This window comes from Lentibacillus songyuanensis, assembly GCF_039548255.1.
Taxonomy (GTDB): Bacteria; Bacillota; Bacilli; order Bacillales; family Amphibacillaceae; genus Lentibacillus_C; species Lentibacillus_C songyuanensis.
On record NZ_JBCLVH010000012.1, the window covers coordinates 48,758 to 66,804 of the forward strand.

Here is an 18,047-nt window from a genome sequence, read left to right on the forward strand (position 1 = left end):
TTAAACTGGATGATCTTGGCCTTGGATTACGTAATGACGACTAATTGTAAAACATCTTAGATTTGGAACAAGGCGCACGTTTCGAACATGACGCTGGCGCAAATGTTCAACAATAATTGTTACGAGATAATGTAATTAGTTCCTAGCAACTCAGAAAAGGGAGGGATAGTCCATGGCTAGAAAACTAGGTCGTACAACAGACCACCGCATGGCATTACTTCGCAACCTTGCCTCTGATTTAATTATTCACGAACGAATTGAAACAACAGAAGCAAAAGCGAAGGAATTGAAATCAGTTGTAGAGAAAATGATTACACTTGGAAAACGCGGCGATCTTCATGCACGTCGTCAAGCTGCATCATTTTTATATAATCAGGAAGCAAACGAAAACGAAAATGTTGTTCAAAAACTTTTTGATGACGTCGCTGCACGTTACGAAGATCGCCAAGGTGGATATACACGCGTTCTTAAATTAGGTGAACGTCAAGGCGATGGCGCCAAAATGGCAATCATTGAACTCGTTTAAGCAACATGCACAATGCTAAGGGCAGGACTGAATCTCTTCCACGAGGTGAATCCAAGCCCTTTTTTGTTAGAAAGAAAAATGCAGCGGGCTGCTCAGCGACGTTTGGTAAATTGAGCGAATATCGACATGAATATCGCATATTTTTAAGTGGGCATCGACCGAAAGCAATGTATCATCGACCCAGCAAGGTAAACATCGACCAAAAATGGAGCAGTATCGACCCAGCAAGGTAAACATCGACCGAAAACGCAGCAGTATCAACCCAGCAAGGTGAACATCGCCCGAAAACGCAGCAGTATCGACCCAGCAAGGTGAACATCGCCCAAAAACGGAGCAGTATCGACCCAGAGAAGTGAACATCGCCCGAAAACGCAGCAGTATCAACCCGGGCACGAGTAGATCAACCGAAACAAGATATCAGTCCAATTACATTGTGCAACCATACGAATACATATTATGATGCCAACGAAGGAGGATCCCATATCATGCAGCGACAAAAGATGATTGAATTTAACCATGTATCGTTCCGTTATGATGAAGATCAGCCATGGGTGTTAAAAAACTGCTCGTTTGCAGTCTATGAAAATGAGAGCTTGGCCATCATCGGTCATAACGGTTCAGGCAAGTCAACAATCGCCAAGCTGATGAATGGCCTCCTATTTCCGCAAGAAGGGGAAATTATCATTCGTGGGCGTCCTGTAAACGAGGAAACCATTTGGGATGTCCGCAAAGATGTTGGGATGGTTTTTCAGAATCCTGACAATCAATTTGTTGGCACGACGGTACAGGATGATGTGGCGTTTGGCATGGAAAACCGAAGCGTGCCAAGAAAAGAGATGGAGAAACGAGTTGATAAGAGTTTAACGGCAGTAGGAATGCAGGATTATCGGCTGACTGAGCCGCATCGACTTTCAGGTGGTCAAAAGCAGCGAGTGGCGATTGCTGGAGTATTAGCTGTTTCTCCTAATGTGCTTATTTTGGATGAGGCAACAGCAATGCTGGATCCTAAAGGACGTCTGGAAATTATGAATACTGTTTCAGACGTAAAACAAAAGAATAAGCTTTCCTTAATTACGATTACACATGATTTGCAAGAAGTGGTACAAGCTGACCGAGTGATTGTCATGAACAATGGTGAGATCTGGGATGAGGCCACACCGAGAATGATATTTTCAAAGAAAGATGCCTTACGTGAGATTGGGCTGGATGTGCCGTTTGTGGCCATTTTAACGGATGAACTGAAGAAAAATGGCTTAGGTATAGCTCAAGAACCGTTAAACCAAGAGGAATTGCTGGAGGAACTATGGACATTACATTCGAGAACGTAAGCTATATCTATCAACAAGGGAGTCCGTTTGCTCACAAGGCGATCGACGATTTGTCCTTGCATATTCCATCTGGGTCGTTTACAGCAATTATCGGCCATACGGGTTCTGGTAAATCGACGTTAATTCAGCATTTAAATGGACTGGTTCTGCCAACCGCTGGAACGGTAACCATTGGTGATTACCGCCTTACACATGATAAAAAGCCAAAAAACATAAAAGAATTACGGAGCAGGGTTGGTATCGTTTTCCAGTATCCGGAGCATCAGCTATTTGAAGAAACGGTGGAAAAGGATATCGCCTTTGGGCCGGAGAATTTTGGTGTGCCGAAAAACAGCATTAACCAGCGGATACAGGAAATCATTCCGGCGGTAGGGTTATCGAAGGAATTGTTAAAACGCTCTCCATTTGACCTCAGTGGTGGCCAAATGCGTCGGGTGGCGATTGCTGGAGTATTGGCTGTTAACCCAGATGTACTTGTCTTAGACGAACCGACAGCTGGATTAGACCCACGCGGACAAAAAGAAATGATGAACATGTTCTATGACTTGCATCAGCGACGAGGAATGACAACGGTGCTTGTGACACACAGTATGGAGGATGCGGTCACCTATGCAGATCAGGTGATTATTTTAAATAAAGGTAAGAAGTACATGGAAGGCAAGCCGGAAGATGTTTTCACCAAGCAAGCGGCATTAAAGCAAGTACAATTGGATGTTCCAGAGGCGGTACAATTTTTGAACCGATTTAATGAACGGTTCGGTGCGACAATTCCATTTCAGCGTCAAACAACAGAGGAAATTGCCAAAGAGGTTGGACGCTATCTAAAAGGGGGACAAGAGATAAATGAGTGACAAGCTGATTATTGGTCAATATGTCCCGGGAAATTCCCTCGTCCACCGTTTGGATCCACGGACCAAAATCACGGTGATTTTTTTCTTTGTTATTGTCGTATTCTTTGCCAACTCTTTCATCAGTTATGCGGTTCTGACCATTTTTGCAATAGCTTGTGTCATGACAACAAAGATTCCGATTCCGTTTATTATCAAGGGGTTAACGCCAATCTGGTTCTTAGTTATATTTACGTTTTTATTGCATTTATTTGTAACGAAAGAAGGAACCGTTTTATTCGAAATCCTCTCATTTAAACTGTATTCCGGAGCGATTATTCAAGGGATTGCTATTTCGATGCGCTTTTTCTTGCTGATTTTAATTACATCTCTATTAACTTTAACAACGACACCAATTGAAATTACTGATGCGATTGAGGATATGCTGCACCCGCTAAAAAGAATTAAGTTCCCCGTTCATGAGTTGGCACTGATGATGTCGATTTCACTGCGGTTTATCCCCACTCTAATGCAGGAAACGGAGAAAATTTCACGGGCACAGGCATCACGCGGGGTGGATTTTAGGACCGGTCCAGTAAAAGAACGTATTAAAGCGGTAGTACCTCTGCTGGTTCCACTATTTGTAAGTGCCTTTAAACGTGCAGAAGAGCTGGCAATGGCGATGGAAGCACGCGGATATCAAGGTGGAGAAGGCAGGACAAAATTACGGGAACTGCGCATTAAAAAAAGAGATATAGCGATTTACGTATTATTTATTTGTGTAATTGCAGCGTTATTTTTGACGCGCGATTATTAGGAGGGCTGGACGGAAGTGGAGAAGATTAAATGTATCATTAGCTACGACGGCGCTAATTTCTGCGGGTTTCAAATCCAGCCTCACAAACGTACTGTACATGGCGAATTAGAGCGGGCATTAATGAAAATACATAAAGGGGAATCCATTCGCCTTCATCCGTCTGGAAGGACCGATAAAGGAGTGCATGCAAAGGGTCAGACCATCCATTTTGAAACTCCCTTTACCATCCCCGAAACCAATTGGAAGCAGGCGCTTAACACACTTTTGCCGGGAGATCTCTACGTCAACAAGGTGGAAAAGGTCTCAGCAACGTTCCATGCAAGATACGATGTACGGGAGAAAGAATATCGCTATTATGTTTGGAATGAACGGGAAGTCGATGTGTTTAAACGAAATTATGCCTACCAATTTCCCTATGGATTGGATATACAAGCCATGCAGCAGGCTTGCAGCTATTTAGAGGGGGAACATGACTTTACTACATTTTCCTCGGCAAAAGCTACGACGAAAGGGAGCAAAGTACGAACGCTCTACCAGGTAACATGTGAAAAACGCGGAAGTGAGATTGAATTTATTTTCCGGGGGAGCGGCTTTTTATATAACATGGTACGGATTATGGTTGGTGTCTTGCTTGATATTGGGCAAGGCCGACGCACAGCCGATGATATTCCGGATCTTCTGGCGCAAAGGGACCGGCAGCTTGTCGGGGAAACGATACCACCTCAGGGGTTGTATTTGTGGAAGGTTACGTATTAATAGCAACTAATTCAAATGAAGCCGATTTTACCGGCTTTATTTTTTGGCAAGCCTAATTGTGTTATAATTTAAAATAGTAGTTATGTTTTATAAAACATCTCAATGCACAAGGTGCCATCATCTTTAGAAGGCTGTGCTCAGGATCGTGCATCGATATGTAGGGGGAAAGCTCATGGCGAGAAGGAAAAAGCGCAAAAGCGAATTGGTGCCAGCGTTGATAGCCATTGCGATTGTCTTGGCACTTTCCAGCTTTTTTGCACCGTTTGTATTTATTACCATTGTGCAAGATGCGTTTCATCAGCAAGTAAACGGGATTTGGATGTTTGCGGCACCGTTATCCAGTTATATTGTTGGAGGTGCAGCGTTACTTTATTTAGCTTTGGTTGTAGTAATATTGGCATTTTATCAATCAAAGGTGAAAGGAAAAAAGCTGCGCAAGGCAGTTGGTACCTTCGTTGCGTTTGTCCCCGGCATCATTTTTATTTACTTAAGCATGAACCAGTATTTTTATTTCACGGATCGAGGCATTTATCAAAATCATTTATTCGCCATGCACGAACATTTTTATCCTTGGAGTGAGATGGAGCAAGCACAAGCGGTTTCGAAAAATAAAGACGGGCAAGTTTCATTAGCGAGACTGGAATTAACAACAAAACAACACAAGGTGCTTCATTATCGCTATACTACGGATCTAATACATATTCAGCGTGACATTCGCGATGCATTGGATGAATATGATGTTGGACTGGAACAGAAATTGGAGGGAAAGGAAGCAGAATAGTGTTATCCTTACTCTCGATATACGAATAAAAGGTGCAAAATATCCGTTTTAACTTGACATTTACCCCACAATTGGTATACTATGATCTATGGCATTTTATTTCTAAAACCATGATTAGCCCCGGAAACTAATTATGTTGACTATAGGAATAACAACGGAAACGAATGAATATGGAGGGAAATCATCATGCGCACAACTTTCATGGCGAATGAAGCAAATATTGAACGCAAATGGCTTGTTGTGGATGCGGAAGGTGAGCGTCTTGGACGTTTAGCTAGTGAAGTTGCTGCAATCCTTCGTGGAAAGCACAAACCAACGTATACACCACATGCTGATACAGGTGATAATGTGATCATTATCAATGCTGAGAAGATCGAACTTACAGGAAATAAGATAAATGACAAGAAATACTACCGTCATTCAGGTTATGTTGGCGGCTTAAAAGAACGTAATGCATACGAAATGCGGACAAAGTACCCTGAGCAAATGCTTGAGCTTGCCATTAAAGGTATGCTTCCAAAAGGTCCACTAGGCCGTAAAATGGGTAAAAAACTGCACGTATATAGAGGTTCTGAACACAATCATCAAGCACAAAAACCTGAAAGCTATACGCTTCGTGGATAATTAAGAGGAGGTTAAACAATTGGCACAAGTACAATACTACGGCACAGGACGTCGTAAGAAATCAACTGCACGTGTACGCTTAGTTCCAGGAACTGGCCGTGTGGTAATTAATGGCCGTGACGCCCAAGAATATTTTCCATATGAAACACAATTATTAATTTTGAACCAGCCACTTGTCGCTACAGAAACACAAGGCACTTACGATGTGTTGGTAAAGGTTCATGGTGGAGGCTTTACTGGCCAAGCCGGTGCTATCCGCCACGGTATCGCTCGTGCGCTTTTAGAAGCGGATCCGGAATATCGCACTTCGCTTAAACGTGAAGGATACCTTACTCGTGACCCGCGTGCGAAAGAGCGTTATAAATACGGTCTTAAAAAAGCCCGTCGTGCGCCACAATTCTCAAAACGGTAAGATATTACAAATTACAAAACCCTCAACCTCGCATGGTTGGGGGTTTTTACTATTTATGCGGACGTTTAAAGGTGTCCAAAATCGCACACGTAATATACAGGTAATACACGGGTAATATACACAGATTTTAAAAGAAAGACAGCTTATTCAAGCGTATCTATCGCTATCAGAAGCTGCTCTATATCTTTGTGCGTGTAAACTTTATCCGTTATGTCTTTGCCAGCGTGACCCATGATGCGCTTGATGGAAAGTTTGTTTGCTCCAGCGTTGTCCATTAGAGTTGCAAATGTGTGCCTGCAATCGTGCGGTCTATGATTCAACTCCAATTGCTCCATGATCCTTTTCCATCTTTCGTGATAGTAGGTGTAATAGCTCATTTGAGTTCCCTCGTAGGTCGATATTAGGTACTCGTTGTTTAAACTCATCCGTCTTTCTATAAGATTATGTATTTTTTTATGGATAGGAATCACTCTGTTCGTTCCGGCTTCGGTCTTAAATCCACCTCTTAAAAATCTTTTATCAAGCTGCACTTTGTTTGTCTTGATTTCGACCAATTCTCCAGGTCTCAATCCGGTATAAATCATAATTAATGCGGAATCTATATCGTCCAATCTATCTACGTTTTCCCAAAGCAGATTAATTTCATTCATGGTGAATGGCTTTCTTGAACTTTTAGTATTATCCCGTGGTAGCTCAACGAATTTTGCATAGTCTTTATGTGTAAGGTCGTTTTCCATGGCATATTTGTATAATTGATTAAACAATACCCTGATTTTTCTTTTCGTTCCATGTGATTTTTCACAGTTGTCAATTATCGCCTGCATATGGGCTTTTCTTATCTCAATAAACTTCAAATTATGCAAAGACTCGGAGCGATTAAATGCCATTCTATATCCACTTTGGCTTGATTCTGTCATTTTAGGAAACTTCTCTTTTGAAAATCTCTCATACATTTCTTTGAATGTAATTTTTCCAGAAGACAGATCATAAGGATTGCTGTTATAGTCAGCCAATGCCATCATTGCTTTTTGTCTGGATGGGAAATACCCCAAATATTCATAAGTCTGTTTACCGTCATCACCCCATCCTGTTGTTATTCTAACTGCAAATGGATTTCGTCTATTACCCGATAGCTTGAATATGGATCCGTACCCATTTGGATTTTTCATGTATAAACCCCCATAGGAATGTATGTTCTTTTGTTGTTTATAAAAAGAGGCGCATGATCGCCGCGCCGCATTTATTAATTAGTCACGTTGGACACTGTCTCAAATCCTTTTGACGTATCACCGGGGACAAAAGGCAGTCCATTGAGTGCTTTATCTTTTATATTTTGATAAACGGACGGGTGCATCCAGTATCCGTTTGAAACTTCATAAAAACGACTAGGTTCCGTATAAACTTGGCCTGTGAAGTTTTTGAAATTAATATCATCATAGTTATCTTTGTCAAAATAAGTGATCATTGTTCTTTCAACGGATTCGTTTCCTTTTTTATCTGTCATATCCATCATTTGAACAAAGCCAATTCCGTTTATATTTTTATTACCTTTAAGTTCTTTCATAATAGAGGTTGAATCAATCGCGAAATCTTTAAACGCGGATGTCTCTGACCAAAAAGAACCATTAGAATAAACCACAATCGCAATCTCATTTTCTAATAAAACATTCTCGATTTGATCATAGTCCTTTTTCAGAAGAGTTGAGATGGAATCGGCACCCTTAGCATTACTCAAGTTTTCTTTTGGCGTTTCTTTTTTGTCCAGTTTATCTGCAGCAACATCAGTATCTTTTTTCTTGTTATCCTGTTTTTTCGGATTATCATCCTGCTTTTCTTTCTTTTTCTCTTTCTTTTTATCGTTACTAGGAATAGATTCTTTCTCTTTTTCCGAATTCTTTTCTTCTTTTTCCTTATTCTCTGCGACCGCCTTTTTCTTGTCTGCAATTTTTTGTTTTTCTTTTTCTTCTTGCTTAGCAATTGCGGCCTGTTCCTTTTCTGCTTTTCTTTGCTCGATTTCCGCCTTTTGCTCAGGTGATAATTCAGGAGCAGTAACAAGTCCAAGGATAAACAATATAAAAATAGCAGGTATTCCATAAGCCAAGACTCTTTTGCGGGATTTCATTCGAATTATTTTCGGACTTACTAAACCGATTACCAATATGATAAATGACAAAATTAACAATAAAGATATAATGACTATCAAGCTATCACTCCTGACGTAGAACTAGCGCTTATTCCTTAACTAAATGATTAATTTTTTTAAAGTGACTCATTTCTTCGGGTATTCCATATATTTGCGCTGCTTCTTTAAGTGTAGCACTTGTATCTTTATATTCATAAATATATTCGTCCGGAAGGAGTAGCTCAACCGCGAATGTATTAGCTTCTATTTCAATTTTCTTTGTCGAAAAAAGTGTTTTTCGTTTTAAAAACGGAGTGTTCTCATCTTTATGCAATAACGCGTGTCCTAATTCGTGAGCGCAAACAAATTTTCGTAATCTCTCATCAAGATCATTGTTTATATGAATAAATTGAATCCTTTTATAGCAATTGTAGTATCCCAAAGCACCCCCCAGAGCTTCATAAATAATAGAGATACCTTTCTGTTCCGCGATTTCAAAAGGACAATTGGATTCATATGTTTTAATGAGTTTGATTGCTGTGTTTTTTGGCATAGGCTGGCACCCTTTAAACAGACCGTTACCTTCTGTACTTCTTGGGGGTGAATTTTTGTTTTGCCATTCTCTTGGCCAATCGGAGAGAGTTTTCTAACGAAGCTTTCAACAACTCCCTGTCCTCCTCGTCCATTTCATCAATGTCCCGGCCATCAAATGCTGCATATCCGTCTTTAGAATTTAAGTTATTTAACATTTCTTCCAAATCTTTAGCGATATCCCGTTCGTCTTTCTCGGTCAGTTCTGGTAATTCGGGTTTTTCGCTATCGATATAACCGGCCACTTCCATAAGTTCTTGATACGGTATTTTTAACCCTTTAGCCAATTTTTTTAAAACATCGGGAGTAGGCGTTCCTCTATTTTCGCTCTCAATTTGAGATATGTACCCGGGAGACACCTCTGAATACAAAGCAAGTTGCCTTATAGACAGCTTTCTTTCCTTTCTTTTTTCAGTTATATATTCGGAAAACTTCATAATTAATCCCCTCATATGATTACAATTGATAACAATATCATAACATGTGTAAACACTCCGGATAGAAAAAATCAAAAGAATTTCATAAAAAGTGTTTGCAATTGGAAACGAACCGTGTTATTATGTTTACAGTAGCAAACAGAAAGGAGCGAGAAACTTTGATTATCAAAATAAAAGCAGATGAATTTAAAGCAACTCGAATCAAAAAAGGTTTCTCTCAAAGAGGATTAGGAAGAGCTGCTAATTTAAGCGGCGCCTTGATCAACCAGATTGAGAACAGTGAGAGAAATCCTAGTCCAGATTCAGCTAAAAAGATTTGTGATGCATTAGGCGTAGAATTTGATGTTATTTTTTTTACCGAAAGTGTTTGCAGTAGCAAACAAAAAGAACAGGTTATTTAATTAACGCCACATCACATCCGAGCATGAGTGCTTAAATCGAGCGGAGTACGCCAAGACCTGCTAATTGCAGCAGTGAGCGACAGCAATAGCCAATCGCCATGACGTTTAAGCGTTGATACTTGGATGTGATTACAAAAATGGCGAAAGAAAGGAGCGATCAATAATGGAAAACTTCTACTTCACTTTCGGAATTGGACATGCCTTTGGAGACAAATTCCAACCAATAGTTGCAGATGACATGGAACAAGCGAGAGACACAATGTGTAACGCATACGGTCATTCGTGGGCTTTTGGTTATACCCAACAAGAATTTCAGCAGTCCATAAATAACGGATTCTTCTTAAACCTAAAGCCACTTGAGCCAATCTATTCAAAGGAGGTTGTCTAATGAATCAATTAGTTTTTATTCAAAACAATAATGTTGTCACCGACACCCTAACGGTATCAGAGGTATTCGACAAACCGCATGACAAGGTTGTTCGGGACGTAAAAGTCCAAATCGCAAAATTATATGAAGCGAATGAGAAGGAATGGAGTGCCGCCAACTTTGGCGAAACCCAATACCAACATTCGCAGAACAAGCAGTGGTACACAAAGTTCGATTTAACAGAAGATGCATTCGCTATTATTGCAATGTCTTATACAACCCCGGAAGCAATGAGAATGAAAATAAAATTCTTGGATGAATTTAAAAAAATGAAAGAAAGTCTACAGCAACCGAGAGTTTTATCTGAAAAAGAACAATTAAAGGCATCTATGAAATTATCGCTTGAAGCTAGTGAGACATTGGAAAAGCATGACAACCGAATTTCCCATTTAGAAGAAACTATGCGCATTGACGGTGTGCAAGAATTTCAAATCAGGAAACTCGCAAACAAAAAAGTAGTAAAAGCACTTGGCGGTAAAAAGACTGCAGCATATAAAAATCTAAGCAACAAAGCGTTCTCAAGGTTTTGGCGTGATTTCAAAGAACATTTCACAATACCGCGTTATGGCGAATTGCCAAAAGTTAAATTTGGCGAGGCAATAAAATTTATCAACGCTTGGCAACCGGACACGACCACAAGATTAGAAATATCATCTGCGAATGAACAGCAGAACAACGTGAGAGGGGTGATCTAATGCCTGCGATTGAAACCAAGCAAGAACAAGACTTAAACATAAAGGTATCTGATGCAGCAAGAATTTTAGGTAAGTCAGAACAATTTGTTCGAGTGGGTCTACAAAGAAACATATTGCCCATCGGAACAGCTGTTCAAATGTCCAGCAAGTGGACGTACCATATTTCTCCTAAGTTGCTGCAGGAATATACAGGAATGAAAATCAGCGTTTAATTATCATCTTATGAATCTATCATACTGCAAATTTAGGTGCTAAGGGGTTTCAAAAATAGGACAAAGGAGGATTTAGAAATGAGCTTTGGGAAATCGTTAAAAAGTGTTAGGGAACGCAAAGAACTTTCGCAAAGCAATGTCGCGAATGACTTATTTGTAAACCAAACAATGATTTCTAAGATTGAAAAGGGCCAGAGAAATATGTCTGATGATCTGGCTCGGGCAAGTTCATCTTTATATGATGATGCGCAATACGGGTTTGAAGTTGCTAGGGAGATTTCAAAAGACTATATTACTCCACTTGTTACGGCAGAAAAAGCTGTGGAATTACACAGATTGGCGCTAGAAGAGGTTTTCAAACGCGAGGCAACAGAAGCAATAAACAAATTCAATGAGGTAAGCCTTGTCAAGCCGCCGCAGTATGTTGATGACACAGAAAAAGAACAGATTGCACAAGGAATAGGGGAGCTTTTGGACGTGCAAGCAGTAATGAATTCCTTTCTCATGAGGCTGGAACAAGAATACGGAATATCCATTAAAGCCTGCATGAGACAGAGAACTCCTAAATGGAAAGCAATGGGGTGGATTGAGTAATGGCCAAAATACCAACAGAAATCGCAACCGACAGATATTGGAAAGGTGTAATTCACTTATTTCAGAACCACTATAAATTACAACCATTGTTTACGACAAAATATTTCGATATGAAGAGTGGATCAATTAAAACCACAGCATTAAAAAGAATCGCTGCATCTTGGAGCCAAACAGAAAAATTCATGCTTTATCTAGCTTTGCACCTTTATAACGAAAGCAATAAAGTAAATCTCAGCGATATGGATTATTTAGATAATTATAACAAAAAGATAGCCATGGAGGCTATAACATTAAGGTTTTTATAGGAGTGTAGTTTATGGAAACTGAAAGATTCAAGGTTTGGTACAGGGCGAATGGAAAACCCATATCTGTTTATGTTGATGCAACTAGCTTTGTGGAAGCTTCACTGACTGCCAAAAGACGACTTAATGCGGAAATCATAAAAATCATTCACTGTGACAGCGGATTGGAAGATAGTCAGCTAGATAGGTACATGGAAATTCAAGCAAAGTGTTACGAAGCCCGTTGGTTCGGTGATGAAGAAAAAAGAAGCCAATCTTTAAAAGAAAGGGTCGACTTTGAATATCTGAACATGCCGAAACTGGAGTTCACTAACATCATTCAAGAGCAAATTTATATACCACCGTATCGAGACGAGTTGTTGCCCGATAACCTAAAAGAAGTCGTAGAAAGGCATTCATAAAAAGGAGGTAAAACCATGAGGGACTATGATGGCATTTATAGAGAAATGGACAAGCTGTCCAGCTTTGAAAAGAGTATGCTGCTGATGTCTATCTTCCATGAATTTGAAATATCAGAGCAGTGGGAAATGGAGTACACGCCCAAAAGATTTTTTGAAAACACCATACCGGAAGAATTAAATAGAAAAACAAAAAGCCACTCGTCGGAGAGTGACTAGTCGCAAAACCATCTTATAGGTTCATTATAACAACATCCATAGGTTAGGACAAGTTAGTCCTACCTTTGTGGGTGGGAACGGTATTCATCTCCCTCTGCCATGTTTGGCCGTTCCTGCTTACAAAGGTGTGACTGACACCCAAATTAATACACAGCATTAAAGAAAGGAGGAACTCATCATGATGATCAAAGCGGGAACTTGGAACAGTTTAAGTTCCGAAGAAAAAATGGACTTACTTATTCATTTTTCATATCACAATCCTATGAAACCTGCAGCAAAAGAAAAAGATCGCACGGCAATGCGATCAGTTGTTCAAAAAATATCTTAATTACATCCATTTTATCGCAAATGGGTGTGATTGACAAATGGAGGCAAGAAAGTATGGATCATCCAATGGTAGTGGACATCATGCGCACCGGTTATCCTGCGCATGTAAAAGAACCAGAACCCTATGGTGATGACGCTCTCGGAAATGAAGTGTTTAAAGGTGATGAAATATACGTTTTTGATGATGAGTTCTTTTTAAAAGAAACATTAATGCAAGAATCTATTGAGTTGCTTGAAGTAATCGGAGCCACGCTAACCGAAGCATAAAACTGACAGGAGGAATATCAATGAGTAATCAACAAAATCAGGTAGCAATTTTGGGGGAAAACGAAGTATTTATTCGCAGGAGTGCAAAAGGGAATATCAAGGCTGTTAAGGGTAAAGTGAACCTTTTGGAATCCAAAGGACATTTGGCAGAAATCCAAAACAAAGTGATGATCACGGAAGCTGGGTTTCGTGAAATGAACAAAATAGCCGGAATTTCCATCATCACACCGGAAACATTAACGCTTCCAGATGGAAATGTTGTTGTTAATCCTTATCCCATTGTTGACCCAGAATCCGGAACTATTTCTAAGGTATGGGTTAAGAAGGTGGGCGTTGGTTATTCACCTATCGGAAACATGGTTATCACGTCGTCAACCCTGCTTTATGACATTCAGATGTATCTTATTCAGGACTTGGCCAAAAAAGCGCAATACAACAAAGACCTTGGTCGTTTGTGCATGGAGCAAATGCTTACGGATGAGGATAAAAAGAAAGGCGCATTTTTCAAGATTGAAGGATCCATGGGGGTTTGGGTTGACTTAAGTCACAAGGACGTGATTAAAGCCTTTGACACCTACATCAATAACAAACTGTTTGCTGAACGGAAAGCGCAGACGATTTGCGAAAGAAACGTTTTGAAAAAGCACCCTGCATTATCAACAACCTATGTAGAGCCTAATGGAAATAAAGGAAATAGAAATGGGAAGGTAACTGTAATTGGTTTCACTACTGATTTATCAAAAGAAGAATTGATGCACATTGCTGAACAAGCAGAACGCGGCAAGGAAATATCAGTAGACAATGAAAAAGTCGAAGTTATCGACCATATGGATGAAATATCAGAAGAGGATATTGCTGCATCAACGGATGATGACGAGGTATCGCAGGGGGCGCCGGACAATAATTCCGCGCAACAAGGCAACCCGGATGAAAGCACATTATTCGATAGTGAGGTGAGGTTCTAATGGCTATTAAAAAAGTTGTGATTGAAAACGTAAAAGGAACTTCCGTTAAACAAGAATTAACAGGAGCTGACATTTTTGTCGGATCGAATGGAATAGGAAAAAGCACCAGAATTGAAGCGCTAGGGACAGCCCTTTTGGGTTATGTTCCCGGTGCTGGAAAGACACCATCTGAGACATTTAAATTGTCGTCAGATAACGATTCTATGAAGGTCGGATTAGAACTGGATGAGTTCAACTTCATTCGCACGTTCAGTCGAAATGAGCGCAAGAAAAAAGGTACAGGGGAAACCGAAGTAGGGTTTTCAGAGGCGGTCAATGTTTCTCCGTCAAAAGGAGAAAAAACCAACACGAAAAAGAAAGCGAGAATTGAACAGGAGGTTGGTTCATTTCCGGTAATGCTAGATTTTGAGCAATTCCTTGGCCTTAGTGATAGTAAAAGGCGCGATTTTATTTACTCATTATCAAGCAACAACGATTCATGGAATAAAGAACGGCTGCAGCACTTTCTTGAAGATGAGCTGTTAACGACTGAAATAGAAGTTAATGACCCAGATTATTATGAAACGTTACAAGAAATCATAAATGAATCGCTAGAACAGTTCCCGGATAGTTTTTCTTTTGAAGATGGCCTGACGGCTTTAAGTGATTACATTGACGACCAATTGAAGTACTGGAACAAAAATAAAAAGGACACAGAAGGTGCTGTTCGCTCATTGGCCGATTTAAAAAACCAAGAGAGAGAAACGGATCGCAACGCTCGGCAAAATAAAGATGAATTGAAAAAACTTCGTGAAAAACACATGGACTTAAAGGAGCAGTTGGCCAAAGACACTGTTAAAAAACAAGCCCATGACAAAAAAATGGCTCGTATGGAAACGTTAAAGTCTGAAATATCAAAGCTGAGAAGCGCTCCTAAACATTCGAATGAGGAATTCGAGAAACAGGTTGTAGAACTTCAGGAAAAAATGAAAGATGTTCCGGAAAGTAATTCTGCCAACTACATGGAGGAAGCAGATTGCCTTTCTAAGCAAAGCGAACAAGCCAAACAAGAGGCATGGAACTTCAAATCAGAGTACCAAAAATTAGAATCTCGACGTGATCAAATACAATCCACCGTGAACACAATCAATGAAAATAAAGGTGTTTGTGTTATTCAAAAGCAGATATCTTGTCACAAAGATTTTACGCCGTATGTTGAGCACGCGACTAAACAAATTGCGGAACTTGACGGGCGAATGAACGAACTTGAATCCCAAGGAATTAAGAAGCAGGAAGAATCACAAAAGTTTCAAGATGAAGCACAGAAAAAGCGTTTGGAAGCTCAAAAGGATAACAACCAATTCCGTGAAGTAGTCAATTTCAATAAACAGGTTACTGACCAGATCAATGCAATAAAAGAGGAAATATCCGCAAACAATCGCAAGAACGAAAACTTGCAAAACAACATTGACCAGTTGGAAAAGGAATTGACTGAACTAGAAAATGAACCGGTTGATGCTATCGCCCCACTTGATGTGCTAGAAAAACAGCAGAGCAGTGTTGCTGCACAAATAAGCGAGCTGGAAGAAAAAGTTCAGGAGCAGGAAAAAGTTAAGAACAAGCTCCAAACATTACGTCAAACAATGTTCGAAGGTAAAAAGGCGGCCATGAAGGCAGATTCTTACAAGGATATTAAAGCACAACTCGGTGCCAATGGCGTTCGTGGTCTGATTGTCAAAGAGCAACTGGAACCAATTAAGAAGGATATTGAAGCGAATCTAAAAATCATGGGAATTGATTACGAGGTCTTTTTCCAAACAACTAGCGATAGCGGTCAGGAAGTTTTCCAGTTCGGTTGGATCAAGGAAAGAAAAACAAACTTCGATTCCTTGTCTACAGGAGAAAAGCTTATCTATCTGATTGCATTCATGGTCACCATTTTAGAACGAGCAAATCCGGAATTGAAAGTGCTGGCTATCGACAATATCGAAAACCTTGACAAAGGCAACTTTAAAAACGCACTCGAGGGATTGATTAAACTGTCTGACAAGCTGGACAACATCATCTTGGCGGGTGTTGTTGATGCCCCAAATGTTGATGGTTGGAAAGTTTGGGACTTGAATGCTACTGCAGGTGGTGAAAAAGAACATGCAATTGCTTGAGGGATTAAACAAATCGCAGCACGAAGCAGTTATATCTGAATCTGACGTCATTCTTTGTTTAGCTGGTGCCGGTACGGGCAAGACGCGGGTTTTAACCCATAGAATTGCTCATTTACATCACGAGCACCGTGTAGGTACCAGCAATATGCTTGCAATGACATTTACAAGGTTGGCAGGAAAAGAAATGAAAGAACGGATTATGGATTTGGTTGGTGAAGCAGAAGGGAAGAAACTCTTCTGCAACACCTTCCATGCATTCTGTGTCCAGCTATTAAAAGAATACGGCCACAGAATCGGCATCGACCCAGCATTTATGATCTATGACCAATCAGATCGTGACAGCATTATCAAAAGAATCATATCGGAATATCACTATGATACCTCTCTAAACAAGGTGCTAAATGAAGCTAAAGAACCCTCAGGAAGGGATAACACAGAGAAGGACGTCTTGACCGAACTAAACTACCGTTTGAAACAAAATAATGCGGTTGACTTTGATGGATTGTTAAATAAAACAGAACAGCTATTAGCGGAATTCGAGGATGTTCGTCTGCATTATAAAAACTTGTATAAATACGTGTTTGTGGATGAATTTCAGGACACATCAGACGTTCAATTGAGGATTGTGCAGCTTATTAACCCAGACAATCTATTCGTCGTTGGTGATGACTTTCAAGCTATTTACGGATGGCGTGGTGCGGAGGTTAGAAATATTGTCGATTTCCCAAGCCATTTCCCGGGATGCAAAACTATTAAACTAACACGCAATTATCGTTCCACCTTTCCAATCGTTGATGCTTCAAATAGTTTAATAAAATACAACCCAAATCAGACAGACAAAGAACTGAATACAGATGTTCCCGGGGCATTGGTCGAGTTTGAGGAATATGATTCAGAGGACTTCGAAGCTGCAGGCATTGTTCAAAAAATAAAGAATATCGGCACTGACAGTTTATCCGACATAGCAATACTTGGCAGAACCAATAGACAAATTAAAAACATGGCCAATCATTTAAAAGAAAACGACATACCGTGTGTGGTTTTATCCAACAGCAATGACCCATTAAGAAACAGCGTTGTTCAGTCGGTTATTGGATTCATTGAATTGGCTGTAAATGAAAAGGATTCATGGAAAATAAAGCGGTTGGTTAACTTTCCGGAAAACAGATTACGGCCAATGCAGATAGAAGAAATAGAGCTTAATAGCGTGATGGAAGATCAGACGTATCTGGAGGCATTGGAAGACTATAAGAAAAAGGAACCGAAGCTAAATGATTTCTTTGAGGTGTTGTCAAAATTGCGTACCCAAATTAGTGATTTAGATGCCCATACAGCGTTTCGGGCTACAGTGCATACATTAGGTCTTATTCCTACTTATCAACGCATGGGGCTAGATAATAGGGTTCAGGACTTAGCGATTGCGAGAGACACTATAGAACGCTGGTGTCGAATCCAAAGGAGTTTAGGCGAAAGCGACAAATCAGATGCATTTCTAAGATATCTCGTCACTAAGGACATTCAAGAAAAAATGATGGAAGATATCGACGCTGTAAAATTGATGACCATTCATGGATCCAAGGGATTGGAATTTGAAAAAGTATTCATTGTTGGTGCGAATGAGGAGGTGTTCCCTAATCTAAGGGGCGACATTGAGGAGGAAAGGCGGTTGATGTATGTGGCTGCTACAAGAGCAAAAGATAAGCTGTTTATATCGAGACCCATTTTTGTTAAAGGTTATGGCGGCAACGAAGATATGAAAATGAGGAGTCGTTTTATCAGTGAGTTGGGATTGAATTGATAGACGAAAAAGACTTACACAGGGTTTTAATCAAAAAGGAATTATGGGACTTGCAACACCATGACGTTGAGAAGTTCAAA

Annotated in this window: 25 protein-coding genes; 21 read left to right on the forward strand and 4 right to left on the reverse strand. The window is 40.1% G+C overall.

Annotated elements, in window-relative coordinates; genetic code table 11:
• The first annotated feature begins 172 nt into the window (after positions 1–172).
• The 8 genes from rplQ to rpsI all read left to right on the forward strand — a co-directional run bounded on the left by rplQ (position 173) and on the right by rpsI (position 6,071).
• On the forward strand, positions 173–526 hold the full coding sequence (gene rplQ / locus WMZ97_RS12780) for a 50S ribosomal protein L17 (RefSeq protein ID WP_343272478.1): 354 nt from the start codon (positions 173–175) through the stop codon (positions 524–526).
• 485 nt (positions 527–1,011) lie between these two features.
• Positions 1,012–1,854 (forward strand): energy-coupling factor ABC transporter ATP-binding protein, encoded by an 843-nt coding sequence (locus WMZ97_RS12785; RefSeq protein WP_343272479.1) that lies wholly within the window; start codon positions 1,012–1,014, stop codon positions 1,852–1,854.
• Positions 1,830–2,705 carry an energy-coupling factor ABC transporter ATP-binding protein gene (locus WMZ97_RS12790; RefSeq protein ID WP_343272480.1) on the forward strand — a complete coding sequence of 292 codons (876 nt, stop codon included), beginning with the start codon at positions 1,830–1,832 and terminating at the stop codon, positions 2,703–2,705. Before WMZ97_RS12785 ends, WMZ97_RS12790 begins: the two co-directional genes overlap by 25 nt.
• Complete coding sequence (locus WMZ97_RS12795) at positions 2,698–3,498, forward strand: energy-coupling factor transporter transmembrane component T family protein (protein WP_343272481.1); 801 nt, start codon at positions 2,698–2,700, stop codon at positions 3,496–3,498. Before WMZ97_RS12790 ends, WMZ97_RS12795 begins: the two co-directional genes overlap by 8 nt.
• Before the next feature lie 15 nt (positions 3,499–3,513).
• The gene (gene truA, locus WMZ97_RS12800; RefSeq protein WP_343272482.1) at positions 3,514–4,254 is read left to right on the forward strand and encodes a tRNA pseudouridine(38-40) synthase TruA; all 741 of its coding nucleotides are present in this window, start codon (positions 3,514–3,516) and stop codon (positions 4,252–4,254) included.
• 172 nt (positions 4,255–4,426) lie between these two features.
• Positions 4,427–5,035, forward strand: coding sequence for an ABC transporter permease (locus tag WMZ97_RS12805; protein WP_343272483.1), 609 nt, complete (start codon positions 4,427–4,429; stop codon positions 5,033–5,035).
• A 186-nt stretch (positions 5,036–5,221) separates the two neighbouring features.
• On the forward strand, positions 5,222–5,659 hold the full coding sequence (gene rplM, locus WMZ97_RS12810; protein ID WP_343272484.1) for a 50S ribosomal protein L13: 438 nt from the start codon (positions 5,222–5,224) through the stop codon (positions 5,657–5,659).
• A gap of 19 nt (positions 5,660–5,678) precedes the next feature.
• The gene (rpsI, locus tag WMZ97_RS12815; RefSeq protein ID WP_343272485.1) at positions 5,679–6,071 is read left to right on the forward strand and encodes a 30S ribosomal protein S9; all 393 of its coding nucleotides are present in this window, start codon (positions 5,679–5,681) and stop codon (positions 6,069–6,071) included.
• A 143-nt stretch (positions 6,072–6,214) separates the two neighbouring features.
• On the opposite strand, the gene WMZ97_RS12820 is transcribed toward rpsI, so the two are convergent.
• The 4 genes from WMZ97_RS12820 to WMZ97_RS12835 form a co-directional block, all read right to left on the reverse strand.
• Positions 6,215–7,240: a tyrosine-type recombinase/integrase gene (locus WMZ97_RS12820; protein WP_343272486.1), complete on the reverse strand. Its 1,026-nt coding sequence runs from the start codon at positions 7,238–7,240 to the stop codon at positions 6,215–6,217.
• A gap of 74 nt (positions 7,241–7,314) precedes the next feature.
• Positions 7,315–8,274, reverse strand: coding sequence for a hypothetical protein (locus WMZ97_RS12825; RefSeq protein WP_343272487.1), 960 nt, complete (start codon positions 8,272–8,274; stop codon positions 7,315–7,317).
• Positions 8,275–8,302: 28 nt separating this feature from the next.
• Positions 8,303–8,746, reverse strand: coding sequence for an ImmA/IrrE family metallo-endopeptidase (locus WMZ97_RS12830; RefSeq protein ID WP_343272488.1), 444 nt, complete (start codon positions 8,744–8,746; stop codon positions 8,303–8,305).
• A 25-nt stretch (positions 8,747–8,771) separates the two neighbouring features.
• A complete protein-coding gene (locus tag WMZ97_RS12835; RefSeq protein WP_343272489.1) occupies positions 8,772–9,221 on the reverse strand; it encodes a helix-turn-helix domain-containing protein in 450 nt (149 codons plus the stop codon).
• A 158-nt stretch (positions 9,222–9,379) separates the two neighbouring features.
• Here WMZ97_RS12835 and WMZ97_RS12840 point away from each other — a divergent pair, with 158 nt between their 5' ends.
• From WMZ97_RS12840 to WMZ97_RS12900, 13 genes are all read left to right on the forward strand, one after another.
• Positions 9,380–9,622 (forward strand): helix-turn-helix transcriptional regulator, encoded by a 243-nt coding sequence (locus WMZ97_RS12840; protein ID WP_343272490.1) that lies wholly within the window; start codon positions 9,380–9,382, stop codon positions 9,620–9,622.
• A gap of 163 nt (positions 9,623–9,785) precedes the next feature.
• The gene (locus WMZ97_RS12845; protein ID WP_343272491.1) at positions 9,786–10,010 is read left to right on the forward strand and encodes a hypothetical protein; all 225 of its coding nucleotides are present in this window, start codon (positions 9,786–9,788) and stop codon (positions 10,008–10,010) included.
• On the forward strand, positions 10,010–10,744 hold the full coding sequence (locus WMZ97_RS12850; protein WP_343272492.1) for an ORF6C domain-containing protein: 735 nt from the start codon (positions 10,010–10,012) through the stop codon (positions 10,742–10,744). Before WMZ97_RS12845 ends, WMZ97_RS12850 begins: the two co-directional genes overlap by 1 nt.
• Positions 10,744–10,956 (forward strand): hypothetical protein, encoded by a 213-nt coding sequence (locus WMZ97_RS12855; protein WP_343272493.1) that lies wholly within the window; start codon positions 10,744–10,746, stop codon positions 10,954–10,956. The genes WMZ97_RS12850 and WMZ97_RS12855 overlap by 1 nt, the downstream gene beginning before the upstream one ends.
• A gap of 78 nt (positions 10,957–11,034) precedes the next feature.
• On the forward strand, positions 11,035–11,550 hold the full coding sequence (locus tag WMZ97_RS12860; RefSeq protein WP_343272494.1) for a helix-turn-helix transcriptional regulator: 516 nt from the start codon (positions 11,035–11,037) through the stop codon (positions 11,548–11,550).
• Positions 11,550–11,855: a hypothetical protein gene (locus WMZ97_RS12865; protein ID WP_343272495.1), complete on the forward strand. Its 306-nt coding sequence runs from the start codon at positions 11,550–11,552 to the stop codon at positions 11,853–11,855. Before WMZ97_RS12860 ends, WMZ97_RS12865 begins: the two co-directional genes overlap by 1 nt.
• A gap of 11 nt (positions 11,856–11,866) precedes the next feature.
• A complete protein-coding gene (locus WMZ97_RS12870; protein WP_343272496.1) occupies positions 11,867–12,253 on the forward strand; it encodes a hypothetical protein in 387 nt (128 codons plus the stop codon).
• 15 nt (positions 12,254–12,268) lie between these two features.
• Positions 12,269–12,469, forward strand: coding sequence for a hypothetical protein (locus tag WMZ97_RS12875; RefSeq protein ID WP_343272497.1), 201 nt, complete (start codon positions 12,269–12,271; stop codon positions 12,467–12,469).
• A 178-nt stretch (positions 12,470–12,647) separates the two neighbouring features.
• The gene (locus WMZ97_RS12880; RefSeq protein WP_343272498.1) at positions 12,648–12,797 is read left to right on the forward strand and encodes a hypothetical protein; all 150 of its coding nucleotides are present in this window, start codon (positions 12,648–12,650) and stop codon (positions 12,795–12,797) included.
• A gap of 53 nt (positions 12,798–12,850) precedes the next feature.
• A complete protein-coding gene (locus WMZ97_RS12885; protein WP_343272499.1) occupies positions 12,851–13,063 on the forward strand; it encodes a hypothetical protein in 213 nt (70 codons plus the stop codon).
• A gap of 20 nt (positions 13,064–13,083) precedes the next feature.
• The gene (locus WMZ97_RS12890) at positions 13,084–14,028 is read left to right on the forward strand and encodes a hypothetical protein (RefSeq protein WP_343272500.1); all 945 of its coding nucleotides are present in this window, start codon (positions 13,084–13,086) and stop codon (positions 14,026–14,028) included.
• Positions 14,028–16,169, forward strand: coding sequence for a hypothetical protein (locus WMZ97_RS12895; protein ID WP_343272501.1), 2,142 nt, complete (start codon positions 14,028–14,030; stop codon positions 16,167–16,169). The genes WMZ97_RS12890 and WMZ97_RS12895 overlap by 1 nt, the downstream gene beginning before the upstream one ends.
• On the forward strand, positions 16,156–17,967 hold the full coding sequence (locus WMZ97_RS12900; protein ID WP_343272502.1) for an ATP-dependent helicase: 1,812 nt from the start codon (positions 16,156–16,158) through the stop codon (positions 17,965–17,967). Before WMZ97_RS12895 ends, WMZ97_RS12900 begins: the two co-directional genes overlap by 14 nt.
• Positions 17,968–18,047 lie beyond the last annotated feature (80 nt).